Origin of the sequence: Lentzea guizhouensis (genome assembly GCF_001701025.1) — a bacterium.
GTDB lineage: Bacteria > Actinomycetota > Actinomycetes > Mycobacteriales > Pseudonocardiaceae > Lentzea > Lentzea guizhouensis.
In genome coordinates, this window is record NZ_CP016793.1 from 8,274,570 (window position 1) to 8,289,124 (window position 14,555).

Sequence of the window (14,555 nt, forward strand, 5' to 3'; positions counted from 1 at the left end):
TCCACCGACCATGTTAGCGATAACACCCGTCGGCTTCGGTGCAGCGCACCCATTGTCCACTCATCCGAACCGGAATGTGGCCCGTCGGCGCGTCTCCCGGTCGTTGCCCGGCTTGGTCACCACCAACCTTCCCGTGTCATGGGCAACATAGTTGTCTGCACCAATGCGGAGCGACACCGCCGTGCCGTCGGCGAGTCCCGGCACGCGCGTGAAACTCGCGGCCCGGCCGTAGGCATCGGTGTCCTCGAAGGGATCGACGCGCAGGGCGTCACCGTCCACCCGCGCGTACCGGTCGGGGAAGTTCACCGACTGCAGCGCGACCGTGCCGGCACCGAGAAAGCCCGGCACGAACCGGAACTGCGAGTCGGCGAGGTCGCGGACGTTGCCGTCCACCCGCATCCGGTACTCGTAGTGGCGCACGAACAACGCCGGAGCGTCCAACGGCGACAGCCGCACGATCGGCCCTCCGCGACCGACCGGCACGCCGAACGACGGTGTGCCGTCGGTGTTCCAGTGCAGGCGCTGGACCCGCGTGTGCCGGTTCGGGTCGAACAGAGGGTCACCGCTGATGTCCCGGTAGTCACGGGCGTGGTACACGAGCACGTCCACATCGCCCACCGTGGTGAACGAGTTGTGGCCGGGCCCGTACTGCGAAGTCGGCACGTGCGTGCCGAACACCGGATTCGGCGACTTCGTCCACGACCGCGCATCCAACAGGTTCGCGTTCTCATCGGCGGTCAGCAAGCCCATGCAGTACCGGGCGTCGGTCGCGCTCGCGGAGAACGTCACGAACACCCGGCCGTTGCGGACCAGCACCGCCGGTCCCTCGTTCACCTTGAAGCCCTGCACCTCCCACGGCAGCGTCGGCGTCGCGATCCGCACGGGCGCCGTCTTCAGCGCCAGCGGCGAGGCCATCTCCGCGATGTAGAGGTTGGAGTTGGTGGCGATGCCGGGCTCGCTCTGCGCCCACAGGAAGTAGCGCTTTCCGCGGTGGGTGAACGTGGTCGCGTCCAATGTGAACGTGTCCCACGCCGTGACCATCTGGCCGCGCAGCACCCACCCGTCGGCGCGCGGGTCCGCGTTGGGCGACTCCAGCACGTAGGTGCGGATGCGGAACGGCTCGTCCTTGTCACCGGCGGCGAAGTAGACGTACCACCTGCCGTCGATGCGGTGCAGCTCCGGCGCCCAGATGTAGCCGCCCATCCGGCCGGACGCCGGCCTGCGCCAGATCGTGCGTTCCCTGGCGGCGCTCAGACCGTCCAGGGTGGACGCACCGCGGATCACGACCCGGTCGTACTCGGGCACGGACCCGGTCAGGTAGTACATGCCGTCGGTGGGCGGCGTGACGAACGGGTCGGCGCGCTGCTCGACGAGCGGGTTGCGGGTCGGCAGCTCGGCGGGCGAGCACCCCGCCCGTGCGCAGCAGGGATCGGCGGTCGATCACGAGCGGCTCCTGATCCTGAGGAACGTCACGGAGTTCGGCGGGAACGTGTGGGTGAAGCTGCTCGCCACCCGCACCTGTTCGGAACGCGGCTTGATCGGCTGGGCGAACTGGGTGTTGACGTCGTCCGGCCGGCCCTGCAGCACGGTCGCACGGGCCGTGGACGCCACCGGGACGCCGAGGTCGATGCGCGTGCGGGCGGCGTTGTCCTGGGCGTTGACGACCTTGACGACGAGCTCACCGGTGGCGCGGTCGCGGGTGACGACCTGGCGGAACGGCTCGGCGGCCTTGTCGTCGGTGAACTCGCCCCACTTCTGCCCGTCGAGGTACAGCGCGACGTGCCGGCCGCGCACCTCGACCCGCACGTCGTAGGTGCGGCCGGTCTCGATGCGGGTGCCGTCGGTGAGCAACGTGTTCTTGCCACCACCGACGGCCTTCTCCACCGCGGACTGGGTGTTGTTCCAGCCACCCAGGTTCCACCAGTAGTAGTTGCCGGTGTCCTTCACCCCGAACGCGACCAGGAAGCCCTCGCGGCCGGACTGCTTCACCGCCTTGACGTTCAGCGTGTAGTCGCGCCAGGACTTGTCACCGGCCGTGACGAGCGTGTCCTCGGCGGCCGCGTCGGACTGGACGTAGGCGCCGTTCACGACGTTCCACGCACCGCGGCCCGACTTGGTCCACTGCGCGTCGGTACCGGAGAAGTCGTCGCTGAACAGCTGCTGCCCAGACGCACTGGTAACGCTCACGTCGTCGTAGGTCGCGGCAGTCGCCCACGTCGACAACCCGATCGCACCGGTGATCGGTGCCTGGGTGGACGGCGTGGCGGACGCGGTGCTCGGCACGACGTGGTCGCCCACGTTCGTCATGAACAGCTTCTGCACCTCGTAGCTCGCCGAGCCCCACGACGCGTGGTTGTTGAACCAGATCATGTCCGGCCGCCACTGTACGTAGTCCTCGTTCGCCAGCAACGGCGCGTAGGAGGCGAGCTTCACGACGTCGGCGTTGCGTTCGAGGCCGGTCATGTACGCGGCTTCGCTCAGCGCGTTGAAGAACCTGTTGTCCTGCGAGGCGTACTCACCGAGGAACACCTTGGGACCGTTGCGGTCGTAGGAGTCGTACCGGTTGTTGTTCTCCAGGAACCAGCTCGGGCTGTTGTAGTAGTGCTCGTCGACCATCTGCACACCGGCCTGCTTGTTGAGCTGCCACAGCCGGTCGAACGTGCCGCCGGTGTCATCGGGGCCGGAGTTGCTGACCACGGTGATGTCCGGGTACCTCGCGTTGATCGCCTTGCGGAACTCGGTGAACCGCGCGAAGAACTCGTCGGGCAGGTTCTCCTCGTTGCCGACACCGAGGTGGGTGAGCCCGAACGGCTTGGGGTGTCCCATCTCGGCGCGCTTGCGGCCCCACGTCGAGTCGGCGGGACCGTTCGCGAACTCGATCAGGTCGAGCGTGTCCTGGATGTGCCGCCGCAGCAACGCGGGGTCGTCGGTGGCGCGGTTCTGGCCGCACCCGGTGACCAGCGCGGGCACGACCGGCAGCGGCATCGCGCCGACGTCCTCGGCGAACTGGAAGTACTCGTAGTAGCCCAGGCCGTAGGACTGGTTGTAGCCCCAGAAGTTCCAGTTCGTGGCCCGCTGCTCGACCGGGCCGATGGTGTCCTTCCACTGGTACGAACGGCGGCGCTCGAAGTCCGGCGCGTCGTAGCCGTGGTGGCTGCCGGTGTTGACCAGGCACCCGCCGGGGAACCGGACGAAGCCGGGTTTCAACGCGGCGATCTTCTCGGCGAGGTCGCGGCGCAGGCCGTGGCCCTTGAACGTGTCCTGCGGCATGAGCGAGACCATGTCCAGCCGCAACGTTCCCGCGCCCGCGCCGGTGACCAGCAACCGGCCGGTCGTCGTGGACTTGCGCGCCTGGATCGTGCCGGTGTACTTCGCCCAGCCGTCGCCGCGGACCTCGACCCGCACGGGGTCGCCGAGAGCGGTTCCGGCGGGGTCGGTGACGGTGGCGGTGAGCGGGGTGCTCGCCTGGTCGGTGCGGGCCCAGACGGAGAAGTCGTAGCGCTGGCCCTCGCGCACGGCGATGCCGGAGTTGTAGCCGGAGTTGATGATCCCGGCGGGCAGCCCGAGCTTCAGGTAGCGGCGGTTGCGCTCGTTCATCCGGCCGGCGTCGTCCGCCACGTCCAGGGTGCCGCTGTGGGGTGCCCAGGCGGTGAGGCCGGTGTAGGCCGCGTTGTCCGCGGGGTCGTACTCGAACGAGCGGTTCTGCACCAGCTCGGCGTACAGGCCGCCGTCCGCGGCCCGGTTGATGTCCTCGAAGAACACGCCGTACATCGAGTCGTCGATCGTCGCGCCCTTCCCGAGGGCGTCGACCTTGAGCGTGTAGTCGGTTTCGGCGGCCGCTCCGGACCCCGGAACGGCGACCAGCAGACCTGCCGCGAGTGCGGCGCAGATGAGCACGTGCTTACGGGGCACGGGTTTGCCTCCCCTACTCGGAAGTGAGCGTTAACATAGGGCTGCGAACTCGTTACGGGCAAGGCCTTGACGCGACAGATGTGAACGTTCACTGTTGTCCACCTGACAACCGCGGACACGCGGTCGGAGCTCCGCGACACCGTCGTCACCCCGGAGGGACCCCAGTGCTGAAGAAGATCACGACAGCCGCCAGCGTGGTCGCGCTGTTCGCGTTGACAGCGTGCGGCTCAGGCAGTGGTACCGGCTCCAGCGGCCAGTCCGGCGACACCATCACGATGGGCTTCGCCCAGGTGGGTGCCGAGAGCGGCTGGCGCACCGCCAACACGAAGTCGATCCAGGACGAGGCGAAGGCCGCCGGGATCGACCTGAAGTTCTCCGACGCGCAGCAGAAGCAGGAGAACCAGATCAAGGCGATCCGCTCCTACATCCAGCAGAAGGTGTCGGTGATCGCGTTCAGCCCGGTCGTCGAGACCGGCTGGGACACGGTGCTGCTGGAGGCCAAGCGCGCCAACATCCCGGTGATCCTCACCGACCGCTCGATCGACTCCGACGACACGTCGCTGTACAAGACGTTCCTCGGCTCGGACTTCGTCGAGGAGGGCCGCAAGGCGGGCGACTGGCTGGTGGCCAACGTCTCCGGGCCCACCAACGTCGTGGAGCTGCAGGGCACCACCGGTGCGGCGCCGGCGATCGACCGGAAGAAGGGCTTCGAGGAGAAGATCGCGGGCAAGCCCGACATCAAGGTCGTCGCCTCGCAGACCGGTGACTTCACCCGCTCCGGCGGCAAGCAGGTCATGGAGGCGTTCCTCAAGTCCCAGCCCAAGATCGACGTGGTCTACGCCCACAACGACGACATGGGCCTGGGTGCGATCGAGGCGATCAAGGCCGCCGGCAAGGTGCCCGGCAAGGACATCAAGATCATCACAGTGGACGCCGTGAAGGACGGCATGACCGCACTCGCCAACGGTGAGATCAACTTCATCGTCGAGTGCAACCCGTTGCTGGGCAAGCAGTTGATGGAGCTGACCAAGAAGGTCGTCAAGGGCGAGGAGGTGCCGCCGCGCGTCGTGACCGAAGAGGGCACCTTCACCCAGGAGCAGGCCAAGGCCGCGCTGCCGCAGCGCCAGTACTGACCCTCCCCCACCAGACCGCGGGACCCGTCGCTTCGCCCAAGTGGCGACGGGTCCCGCACCCCACTGCGACGAAGGCCTGAGCCATGACCGAGTCACCGCCGCCGGTGGTCGAGATGCGGGGCATCAGCCTCGCGTTTCCCGGCGTGAAGGCGTTGCAGGACGTCGACTTCCGGTTGTTCCCCGGTGAGGTGCACGCTCTCATGGGCGAGAACGGCGCCGGGAAGTCCACCCTGATCAAGACCCTGACCGGCGTGCACCGCCCCGACAGCGGCCAGGTCGTGCTGGCGGGCGCCGACGTGGCGTTCTCCTCCCCCGGCGAGGCGCAGCACGCCGGGATCAGCACGGTGTACCAGGAGGTCAACCTCTGCGCGAACCTCACGGTCGCGGAGAACATCCTGCTGGGCCGCGAACCCCGCAAGCGCGGCGGGATCGACTTCCCGGCCATGCGCAAGCGCGCCGCCGAGGTCCTCTCCCGCATCGGCGTGCACATCGACCCCGGCTCCAGCCTCGGCGAGCACCCGATCGCGGTGCAGCAGCTGGTCGCCATCGCCCGTGCGATCGCCGTCGACTGCCGCGTGCTCGTGCTCGACGAGCCCACGTCCAGTTTGGACGCGGGTGAGGTCGCGGAGCTGTTCCGCATCATGCGGGTGCTGCGCGACGAGGGTGTGGCGATCCTGTTCGTGTCGCACTTCCTGGACCAGGTCTACGAGATCTCCGACCGGATGACGGTGCTGCGCAACGGAGCCCTCGTCGGCGAGCACCTCACCGCCGAGGTCGACCGGCGCGCGCTCATCGCCCAGATGATCGGCCGCGACCTCGGTGCCCTGGAGGCGATCGAGGACGCCGCCGAGCAGCGGCAGGCACGGGGGCCGGTGCTGGTGCACGCGGAGGGCCTCGGCCGCCGCGGTGCCATCGAGCCGTTCGACCTGGAGATCCGCGCGGGTGAGGTGGTCGGTCTGGCTGGTCTGCTCGGCTCCGGTCGCACCGAGCTCGCCCGGCTGCTGTTCGGCGCGGACAAGGCCGACTCCGGCCGCGTGCTCGTCGACGGCACGCCGCTGCGGCTGCGCGGGCCGCGGTCGGCGATCGCCGCCGGGATCGCGTTCAGCTCGGAGGACCGCAAGGGCGAGGGCCTGGTGGCGGACCTCTCGATCAGGGACAACCTGGTGCTCGCCATGCAGGCCGCGCGCGGGTGGACCCGGCCGCTGTCGCGCAGGACGAAGGACCAGCTGGTCGAGAAGTACCTGACGGCGCTGGACATCCGCCCGGCCAACCCGGACGCGCTGGTGCGCACCCTGTCCGGTGGCAACCAGCAGAAGGTCCTGCTCGCCCGCTGGCTCGTCACGGAGCCGCGGCTGCTGATCCTGGACGAGCCGACCAGAGGCATCGACATCGGCGCGAAGGCCCAGATCCAGCAGCTCGTCACGACCCTGGCCGCGGAGGGCACCGCGGTGCTGTTCATCTCCGCCGAGCTCGAGGAGGTCGTGCGCATCGCGGACCGGATCGTGGTGCTGCGCGACCGGCGCAAGATCGCCGAGCTGGACGGGTCGGTCACCGGCGTGGACGAGGTGGTCGAGCTCATCGCGGGCGGAGCCGCACCCGAGAAGGTGGTGTCATGAAGAACCGGCTGCTGTGGCCGTTGCTGGCGCTGGCCGCGCTGTTGTTGCTCAACCTCGTCGTCACGCCGTCGTTCTTCTCGTTGCGCATGCAGGACGGCCACCTCTACGGCGGCCTCGTCGACGTGCTCAAGAACGGCGCGCCGACCCTGCTGATCGCACTGGGCATGACGTTGGTGATCGCGACCCGCGGCATCGACCTCTCGGTCGGCGCGGTGGCGGCCATCGCGGGCGCGGTCACGTGTGTCCACATCGGAACGTCCGGCTCGGCCGGCACCGCGTTCGCCGGCATGGCGATCGCGCTGGTGCTGTGCGCGCTGCTGGGGCTGTGGAACGGCTTCCTCGTCGCGGGGCTGGGCATCCAGCCGATCATCGCGACGCTCGTGCTGATGACGGCGGGTCGCGGCGTGGCCATGCTCGTCACCGAGGGGCAGATCGTCACGGTCAACAACGACGCCTACCGCCAGGTCGGCGCCGGGTTCGTGGTGCTGCCGATCTCGATCCTGATCAGCCTGCTGGTGCTCGGGCTGGTGGCGTTCGCGACCCGGCGCACCGCGCTGGGCATGCTGATCGAGTCGGTCGGTGTGAACCCGGAGGCCTCGCGGCTGGCCGGCGTGCGGTCGCGCACGATCATCTGGACCGTCTACGTGTTCGCCGCCGTGTGCGCGGGCATCGCCGGGTTGATGATCAGCTCGAACGTGAGCGCCGCCGACGCCAACAACGCCGGTCTGTGGATCGAGATGGACGCGATCCTCGCGGTCGTCATCGGTGGCACGTCGCTCGCGGGCGGCCGCTACTCGCTCACCGGCACGCTGCTCGGCGCGCTGATCATCCAGACACTCACCACCACCGTCTACACGATCGGCGTCGCCCCGGAGGTCACGCTGCTCTTCAAGGCGGTCGTCGTCATCGCCGTGTGCCTGCTGCAGGCCCCCAAGGCCCGTGCGGCGCTCAGCTTCCGGAAGGTGGCCGTCTCATGACCACGCTCGCAGGTGGGGTGCGCGGGGTGCCGTCGCGGTTCCTGCCCGTCCTCGCGACCGTCGTGCTGTTCGTCCTCTCCTTCGGAGTCGGCGCGGTGCGCTACGACGGCTTCGCGTCCGGCCAGGTGATCGCGAACCTCTTCATCGACAACGCGTTCCTGATCGTGCTCGCGGCCGGGATGACGTTCGTGATCCTCAGCGGCGGCATCGACCTGTCCGTCGGGTCGGTGGTCGCGCTGTCCACGATGGTCACCGCGGCCGGGCTGCGCGCGGGCTGGCCGGTGCCGCTGGTCGTGCTGGCGGTGCTGGTGATCGGGTCGACGCTGGGCCTGCTGATGGGGCTGGTGATCCACAAGTTCGACATCCAGCCGTTCATCGTGACGCTGGCGGGCATGTTCCTGGCCCGTGGCCTCTGCTTCCTGATCAGCGTGGAGTCGGTGTCCATCAAGGACCGCACGTTCCGCGACGTCGCCACCGCCGCGATCACGCTGCCCGGCAAGGTGACCATCACCTACAACGTCGTGATCGCGCTGGTGGTCGTGTTCGCCGCGCTGTACGTGCTGCACCGCACCCGGTTCGGCCGCACGGTGTACGCGGTGGGCGGCAACGAGTCGTCGGCGCTGCTGATGGGTCTGCCGACCGCGCGGGTGAAGGTCGGCGTGTACGTGATCAGCGGGTTCTGCTCGGCGCTGGCCGGTCTGCTGTTCAGCCTCTACATGCTGTCCGGCTACGGCCTGCACGCCGTCGGCATGGAGCTCGAGGCGATCGCGGCCGTGGTGATCGGCGGGACGTTGCTCGCCGGTGGCGTCGGCTACGTGCTGGGCGGGCTGGTCGGGGTGCTGGTGCTCGGCACGATCCAGACGCTGATCTCGTTCCAGGGCACGCTCAGCTCGTGGTGGACGAAGATCGTGATCGGGGCGCTGCTGCTGGTGTTCATCGCCGTGCAGCGGACTATGGTGCGGCGGTGAGACGTGCCGCACCGCATGCGTTGGCCGTGGTCGCGTTGCTGGTGGCGGTGCTCGGTGTGGTCGTGTCGCGCGACCGGCCGGGCATCGCCGGCACCGCGGTGGCCGGAACGAGCGCACCGACCGTGACCACGGCGACCGCGCCCGCGACGACCACCGGCAGCGCGACCACCACCCCACCGGCGACCACCCCGCCGACCACCACGAAGGCGAGTCCGGTGGGCGCCCCACTCGCGGGCAGGATCCAGCCGGGCGTGGTCCGCACCGGCGTGGCCACGTTCTACGACTCCGACGGCGGCGGTGCCTGCTCGTACGACCCCGGCCCCGACCCGCTGACCGTCGCGATGAACGCCGCCGACTACGGCAATGCGGCGGCTTGTGGCGCGTACGTGCAGGTCAACGCCGCGGGCAAGAGCATCACCGTCAAGGTGACCAACCTCTGCCCCGCACCGTGCAAGCCAGGCCAGCTCGATCTCGGCGCCGAGGCGTTCGCCCAGCTCGCGCCACCTGTGCAGGGCGAGATCCCGGTCACCTGGACGCTGGTGAGCCCGCCGACGCGGAAGAGCATCGCGATCCGCTACAAGACCGGGTCGAGCCAGTGGTGGTGCGGCATCCAGGTCCTCGACCACCGCAACCCCGTCGCCAGGCTCGAAGTGCAGGTCAACGGCCAGTGGCGGCAGCTGCCGCGGGCCGAGTACAACTACTTCCTCGCCGAGAACGGCGCCGGCTGCGGCGGGTCGATCGCGGTGACCGACATCTACGGCGAGCGGCTGGTCGTCCCCGCGCTGCCGGTGCGCGCCGACATCGTCCAGAGCACGACACTGCAGTTCAGCGCCCACTGACCGGGCGAGGGGAATGCGCGCGGCACCCGAGATGTTGATCGTTGCATGGCAGACGACACCGTTGCGCTCAGCCCCGACGACTGGGTGCAGAACCAGACGAAGCAGATCCTGGAGACCGGCACCACCGAGGGCGTGCTGATCTTCGACAGGCCCATCGTGCTCCTGACCGTGCGTGGTGCCAAGAGCGGCCAGCTGCGCTACACGCCCGTCATGCGCGTGGAGCACGACGGCAGCTACGCGGTGGTGGCGTCGAAGGGCGGCGCGCCCGAGCACCCGGCGTGGTACCACAACATCCGGGCATACCCCGAGATCAAGCTGCAGGACGGGACCGTGACGAAGGACTTCGTCGCCCGCGAGGTCGACGGCGACGAACGCGCCCAGTGGTGGGAGCGGGCCGTCGCGGCCTACCCGCCCTACGCCGAGTACCAGACCAAGACCGACCGCCAGATCCCGGTGTTCGTGCTCGAAGCGAAGTGACGAGCGGGCGGTCCCGGTGTCGCGGGACCGCCCACTCCCGTCACCAGGTGATGCCCAGCCCGGCCAGGTGGTCGCCGAGCTTCGTGGCGATCAACCGGTGGTCGCGCGCGGAGAAGTGCCAGTCGCAGCCGAGCCGGTCGATGGCCGGGTCGGCGAAGTTCCAGTGGTGGACCCGGCCGTCGCCCTGGGCGGTCCGCTCCTGCACGACCTGGCGGGCGGCGTCGGCGAACACCCCGGACGCCTCCGGAACGCCCACGACGATCTCCGTGCCGGGGCCGTAGCGGGTCCGCAGCTTGTCCAGGAACCCGAGGTAGGCGCTCTTGTAGGCGGCGACCAGGCTTTCCTGTGTCGGCCACTGCTCACCGGGGTTGAGCGAGGTGGAGAAGTCGTTGGTGCCCAGGCCCACGACGACGACCTTCGGCTGCCAGCTCGCCGGCTTGACCCACACGTCGCCCTCGACGTTCAGCAGCGCCCGGTCGTAGTAGGTGCGGTAGCTGGTGCCCGGCTGGCCGCCCGCGTAGTTGCGCACCATGCCGCGGCCGGAGAACGCGTTGATCTGGTAGTCCGCGTTCAGCGCGCGGGCGGTGAGCGCGCCGAAGCTGATGTCGGAGTTGGTGTTGCGGTCGACGCCGCCGTTCGCGGAGCAGTCCCTGGTGGTCGACAAGTTGCCGTAGCCCGCGGTCAGCGAGTCGCCGATGAACTCGATCTGCCTGCTGCGCGGTGCGGGCCGGTCGAGCACCGCCCCGCCGGTCGCGGCGACGAAGCCGCCGAACTGCCCTGCGGCGTAGGGGCTTTCCGTGCGTTTGACGAGCCGCACCCGGTGCTCGGTGTTGCCGAGCCCGCCCACCTGGTGCGTGACCCGGCCCGGTTTCACCAGCGTGGCCACCGTCGTGCCGTCGACCTGCACGTCGTAGTCGTTGACCGCGTCGTCGAGGACGACGCCCACGCCGGTGCCGCGGAACCGGCCCTCGAAGTACACGCCGGGCCAGGTGTACTGGCCGGTGGCCGTGACGCGGCCCGCGGTGTGCGCCTGCGCCAGCGGGTCCGGTGCGGGCGCGTTGCCCGTGCACGCCGTGCCGTTGAGCGCGAAGCCGGTGGGGACGGGGGTCGTCGGGCCGGTGGCGACGAAGCCGACCCCCGCTTTGGCACCCGTGCCGAGCCTGGCGTTGTAGCCGGCGTTGGTGACGGTCACCTGCGCGCCGGACTGCCGCACCGTTCCGTTCCACAGCTGCGTGACCGTCTGGCCGTTGCCGAACGACCACGTCAGCTGCCAGCCGTCGACGGCGTCACCGAGGTTCGTGACGTCCACGGAGGCGATGAACCCGCCCTGCCACTCGTTGGTCACCTGGTAGGCGACCCGGCACCCCGCGGCGGCGCCCGCTGCCGGAGCGCCGGTGGTGAGAACGGTCGCCGTCATCACGGCGGTGAGGACGGCGGCCGCCGTCGGCTTCAACCGGTGCACTGGTTCTCCTCGTCGGCCGTCCGTCCACCGCGGACTGGTTGGGAACGCTCCCGGAACCTCGACCGTAGCGTCGAACGAGGTCGAAGACGAGCCTCGTGATCTTCGACCGGCTCCGTCGAACACGGTCGAAGATCGCGGCGGCCCACCAGGATTCGCTCAGCTCACCGTGAGCGGCGGTGAGCTGTCACCGCTGCACGCCGACGAAGACCGGGTTCGAGTAGAACCACAGGTCCTCCCACGGGTCCGACTGCCTGGGAACGTCGATCGCCGGGCCCACCGGGTCCACCGCCGCCCCGTGGTAACCGGGCGCACCGCGCTTGCCGTCGGTGCCCCTGACCCGGACATAGCACGGCCCGTCGACGGTCATCCGGTGGACCAGCTCGACCGTGCCCGACCGTTGGCGGACGTCCCACGACCGCACGACCCTCGTCTGCGGCGCGTGGAACACCGACGGGTCGGCGGCGGGGCCGGTGACCGCTCCCACGACCAGGTCGACCCGCGTGAGCTCCGGCACGAAGCCCGCGAAGTTCGGGCGGTCGGCCAGGTCGACCCGGACCACCACCTCCACCACATCACCGCGGCGGGCCCGCAGCGTGCCGCCCATGACGGCGCCCGAGTGCGCACCCCGCTGCCGCACCCGCAGGTCCAGCCCGGCCACCAGGTCGCCCAGGCAGGCCCACATCCGGCCCGCCCGCATCGCCCGCATGACCTCGCGGTACCCGCGGTGGGTGACGCCGACCCAGGTCTTGTTGTAGGCGCCGGGCGGGAAGGAGCTGTACTCGGTGACCGGCCGGCCGGCGTTCACCGGGTCGGGGAAGCGGCCGGTGTTGGTGAACGTGTGCCCCTGGTCGTCGTAGGGGACGTTGTCGTAGCTCTGCTGGTCGAGCCGGTCGACCGGGTTCTTCATCCAGTCGCCGCAACCCTGGTGGCCGTCCGAGGTGGTGGTGATCCACCACGGCTTGCCCTCGGCGAGCAGGCTGTCCCAGAGACCGCCGACGGTGGCGGTGGTCCAGTCGAACCCGCCCCACGTCCGGTAGCTCTCGGCCGGGTAGCCGGGGAACGAGAACCTGCTCGGGGCCGAGTCGTACAGCCCGCGGCCGCGGGCCATCCCCGGTGCGGGCAGGCCAGCCGCCTGGTGACCTGGCGCGCCCTCCATGCCGATCACCACACCCGGTGCGGCGTCGCGCCACGCACGGGTCTCCTGCGGCGAGTTGATGCCCAGCCGGGACGGGTGGTTGGGCAGCACCAGCGCGTCGTCGACGCGCCTGGAGGCCACGGCGTCCGCCAGGAACTTCAACGCCTGCACCGCGATCGCCTCGTTGGCGGGCGTGCCGTCACGCGTGCCGTTCACCCGCGCGTCGAACCGGGTGACGAACTCCTGCAACAGGCTCGCCTCGTTGCGGCCGGGCGCCAGCATCAGCGTGGTGTGCTCGCCGGCCGGGATGTTCCACTCCAGGCCGGTGTAGAGCAGCACGTCGGAGTTCCGGCGTGCTGCGGTGATGTCCGCCAGCAACGGCGGGATGCTGTAGGTGGCGAACGGGACGTTGCCGTGGTCGGTGATCGTCAGCCAGCTCAGCCCGTGCCGTGCCGCGCGCTCCACCTGCGTGGCCACCGGGTACATGGCGTCGTTGCTGTACTGGCTGTGGACGTGGTGGTCGCCGGCCAGCCACAGGTAGCCGCCGCGCCGCTGCGCGTCCGCCACCGCCGGCGTGCTGCCGAGCGCGGCTCCGGCGACCAGTCCGGTGCCGATGAGGAACCCGCGGCGGCCGGTCTGTCCCGTCATCGCGGCACCTGCGTGAAGATGACGCCGAGCGAGTCGACCTCGCTGCCCGCGCGGCCGTGGAAGCCCGCGATCTGGAAGCCGGCCGGTGCCGTGTACGTGACGGCGTCCGGCGTCTCGGTGCCGCCGGACAACGTGCGGCCGGTGCTCGTGGCGAAGCGGGCGAAGAAGATCCGGGTGCGCCCGCCGTGCTGTCCGGAGTGGAGGGTGACCGACGTGAGGTGCTCCCCCGGTTGCAGGGTCAGCTGCTGCGCCGTTCCACCGCCGCCACCGTGGCTGAACGCCGTGCCGTCCGCGAGCGTCAGCCCGACCTGGTCGACCCGTGAGCCCGCGCGCAGGGTCAGCTGGGTCACCCGTTGCGCCAGCGGGACCGCGGCCACGTCGGTGAACGGCGTGCCGTGCGGGCCGCCCCACGTGTCGCTGAGCGACAGCGCGGGGTTGAGCGTCCACCGGAAGTCCGCCGCGATCGGGTAGTGGTCGGACAGCATCTCGTCGTCGGCGGTGCGGAAGGCGGCGTTCTCGTTGCCGTAGCGGGTGAGGTTGAGCGTGATGTGGCGGTTGCCGCGGAACAGGATCTTGTCGACGACCTCGCAGGCGTCGGTGACGTTCGCGTCGTCGCAGACCAGTGCCGGGCTGCCGGCCGCGGGCGGGACACCGCCCCGCTCCTCCTGCACCCACGCGTCGGTCAGGCCGTTGGCGGTGACCAGTTCGCGGATGTTGTCACCGGCACGGGTGTAGCGGGTGTTGGTGTCACCGGCAACCACGACGGCGTTGCCGGCCGAGTTGGCGGTGATGAACCGGGAGAGCTCGCTGGTGTTGGCGCGGCGGGCGGCCAGGTCGGCGTCGGTCGAGCCGGCGTTGGCGTGCACGTTGTAGAAGTCGACCAGCACACCCTCCGCCAGGCGGATGCGGGAGAAAGTGAAGCCCTTGGGCGTCAGGCAGTCGGTGCCGTTGCAGCGGTCCCACCTGTCGCGGGTGAGCTCGGAGTACGGGTGGTTCGCGAGGGTGTTGAGGCCGTCGCCGAACGGGACGCCGCCGCTGGTGGGTGTGCGGAACGGGTGGGTGTTGTTGGCGTACAACGACGCGTGGTAGTTGAAGTCCTCTTGCACGTGCACGACGTCGTACGGCCGGATGCGCTGGCCGATGACCGGCGTGTTCACCCTCGGGTTGCCGCCGGACAGGCCCTCCGGCAGGCCCGCGACGTTGTAGCTCAGCACCGAGAACGTTCCGCCGGCCGGCGCCGCCACGGCTTCGACCGGGAGCAGGGCGGCCGTGACCAAGGCGGCGACAGCAACAGTTCTGGTCAACACCTGCACGGCACCACTCCCGCCTCGCGTTCGAGCACGACGCCGCGAGGCTAGAACAACGCGAAGAAACTTCGCATACCGTGG

General features: G+C 69.9%; 11 protein-coding genes. 6 read left to right on the forward strand and 5 right to left on the reverse strand.

Going from position 1 to position 14,555, the window contains the following annotated elements; genetic code table 11:
• Positions 1-60 precede the first annotated feature (60 nt).
• Positions 61-1,326, reverse strand: a complete 1,266-nt coding sequence (locus BBK82_RS39545) for a family 43 glycosylhydrolase (RefSeq protein WP_237047823.1) — start codon at positions 1,324-1,326, stop codon at positions 61-63.
• A gap of 114 nt (positions 1,327-1,440) precedes the next feature.
• Positions 1,441-3,912 carry an alpha-L-arabinofuranosidase C-terminal domain-containing protein gene (locus tag BBK82_RS39550; RefSeq protein ID WP_237047824.1) on the reverse strand — a complete coding sequence of 824 codons (2,472 nt, stop codon included), beginning with the start codon at positions 3,910-3,912 and terminating at the stop codon, positions 1,441-1,443.
• 164 nt (positions 3,913-4,076) lie between these two features.
• Between BBK82_RS39550 and BBK82_RS39555 the strand changes: the two genes are divergently transcribed.
• From BBK82_RS39555 to BBK82_RS39580, 6 genes are all read left to right on the forward strand, one after another.
• Complete coding sequence (locus BBK82_RS39555) at positions 4,077-5,045, forward strand: ABC transporter substrate-binding protein (protein ID WP_065919507.1); 969 nt, start codon at positions 4,077-4,079, stop codon at positions 5,043-5,045.
• An 83-nt stretch (positions 5,046-5,128) separates the two neighbouring features.
• Complete coding sequence (locus BBK82_RS39560; protein WP_065919508.1) at positions 5,129-6,661, forward strand: sugar ABC transporter ATP-binding protein; 1,533 nt, start codon at positions 5,129-5,131, stop codon at positions 6,659-6,661.
• Positions 6,658-7,638: an ABC transporter permease gene (locus BBK82_RS39565; RefSeq protein ID WP_065919509.1), complete on the forward strand. Its 981-nt coding sequence runs from the start codon at positions 6,658-6,660 to the stop codon at positions 7,636-7,638. The genes BBK82_RS39560 and BBK82_RS39565 overlap by 4 nt, the downstream gene beginning before the upstream one ends.
• A complete protein-coding gene (yjfF, locus tag BBK82_RS39570) occupies positions 7,635-8,606 on the forward strand; it encodes a galactofuranose ABC transporter, permease protein YjfF (protein ID WP_065919510.1) in 972 nt (323 codons plus the stop codon). The genes BBK82_RS39565 and yjfF overlap by 4 nt, the downstream gene beginning before the upstream one ends.
• Positions 8,603-9,445, forward strand: a complete 843-nt coding sequence (locus BBK82_RS39575) for an expansin EXLX1 family cellulose-binding protein (RefSeq protein WP_065919511.1) — start codon at positions 8,603-8,605, stop codon at positions 9,443-9,445. The genes yjfF and BBK82_RS39575 overlap by 4 nt, the downstream gene beginning before the upstream one ends.
• A 45-nt stretch (positions 9,446-9,490) precedes the next feature.
• Complete coding sequence (locus BBK82_RS39580) at positions 9,491-9,922, forward strand: nitroreductase family deazaflavin-dependent oxidoreductase (protein WP_065919512.1); 432 nt, start codon at positions 9,491-9,493, stop codon at positions 9,920-9,922.
• A 40-nt stretch (positions 9,923-9,962) separates the two neighbouring features.
• Here the strand turns inward: BBK82_RS39580 and BBK82_RS39585 are convergent, their stop codons facing one another.
• From BBK82_RS39585 to BBK82_RS39595, 3 genes are all read right to left on the reverse strand, one after another.
• Positions 9,963-11,384 (reverse strand): cellulose binding domain-containing protein, encoded by a 1,422-nt coding sequence (locus BBK82_RS39585; protein ID WP_237047825.1) that lies wholly within the window; start codon positions 11,382-11,384, stop codon positions 9,963-9,965.
• 184 nt (positions 11,385-11,568) lie between these two features.
• A complete protein-coding gene (locus tag BBK82_RS39590) occupies positions 11,569-13,167 on the reverse strand; it encodes a PHP domain-containing protein (RefSeq protein WP_065919513.1) in 1,599 nt (532 codons plus the stop codon).
• The gene (locus tag BBK82_RS39595; protein WP_154698074.1) at positions 13,164-14,471 is read right to left on the reverse strand and encodes a jacalin-like lectin; all 1,308 of its coding nucleotides are present in this window, start codon (positions 14,469-14,471) and stop codon (positions 13,164-13,166) included. Before BBK82_RS39595 ends, BBK82_RS39590 begins: the two co-directional genes overlap by 4 nt.
• Positions 14,472-14,555: the final 84 nt, after the last annotated feature.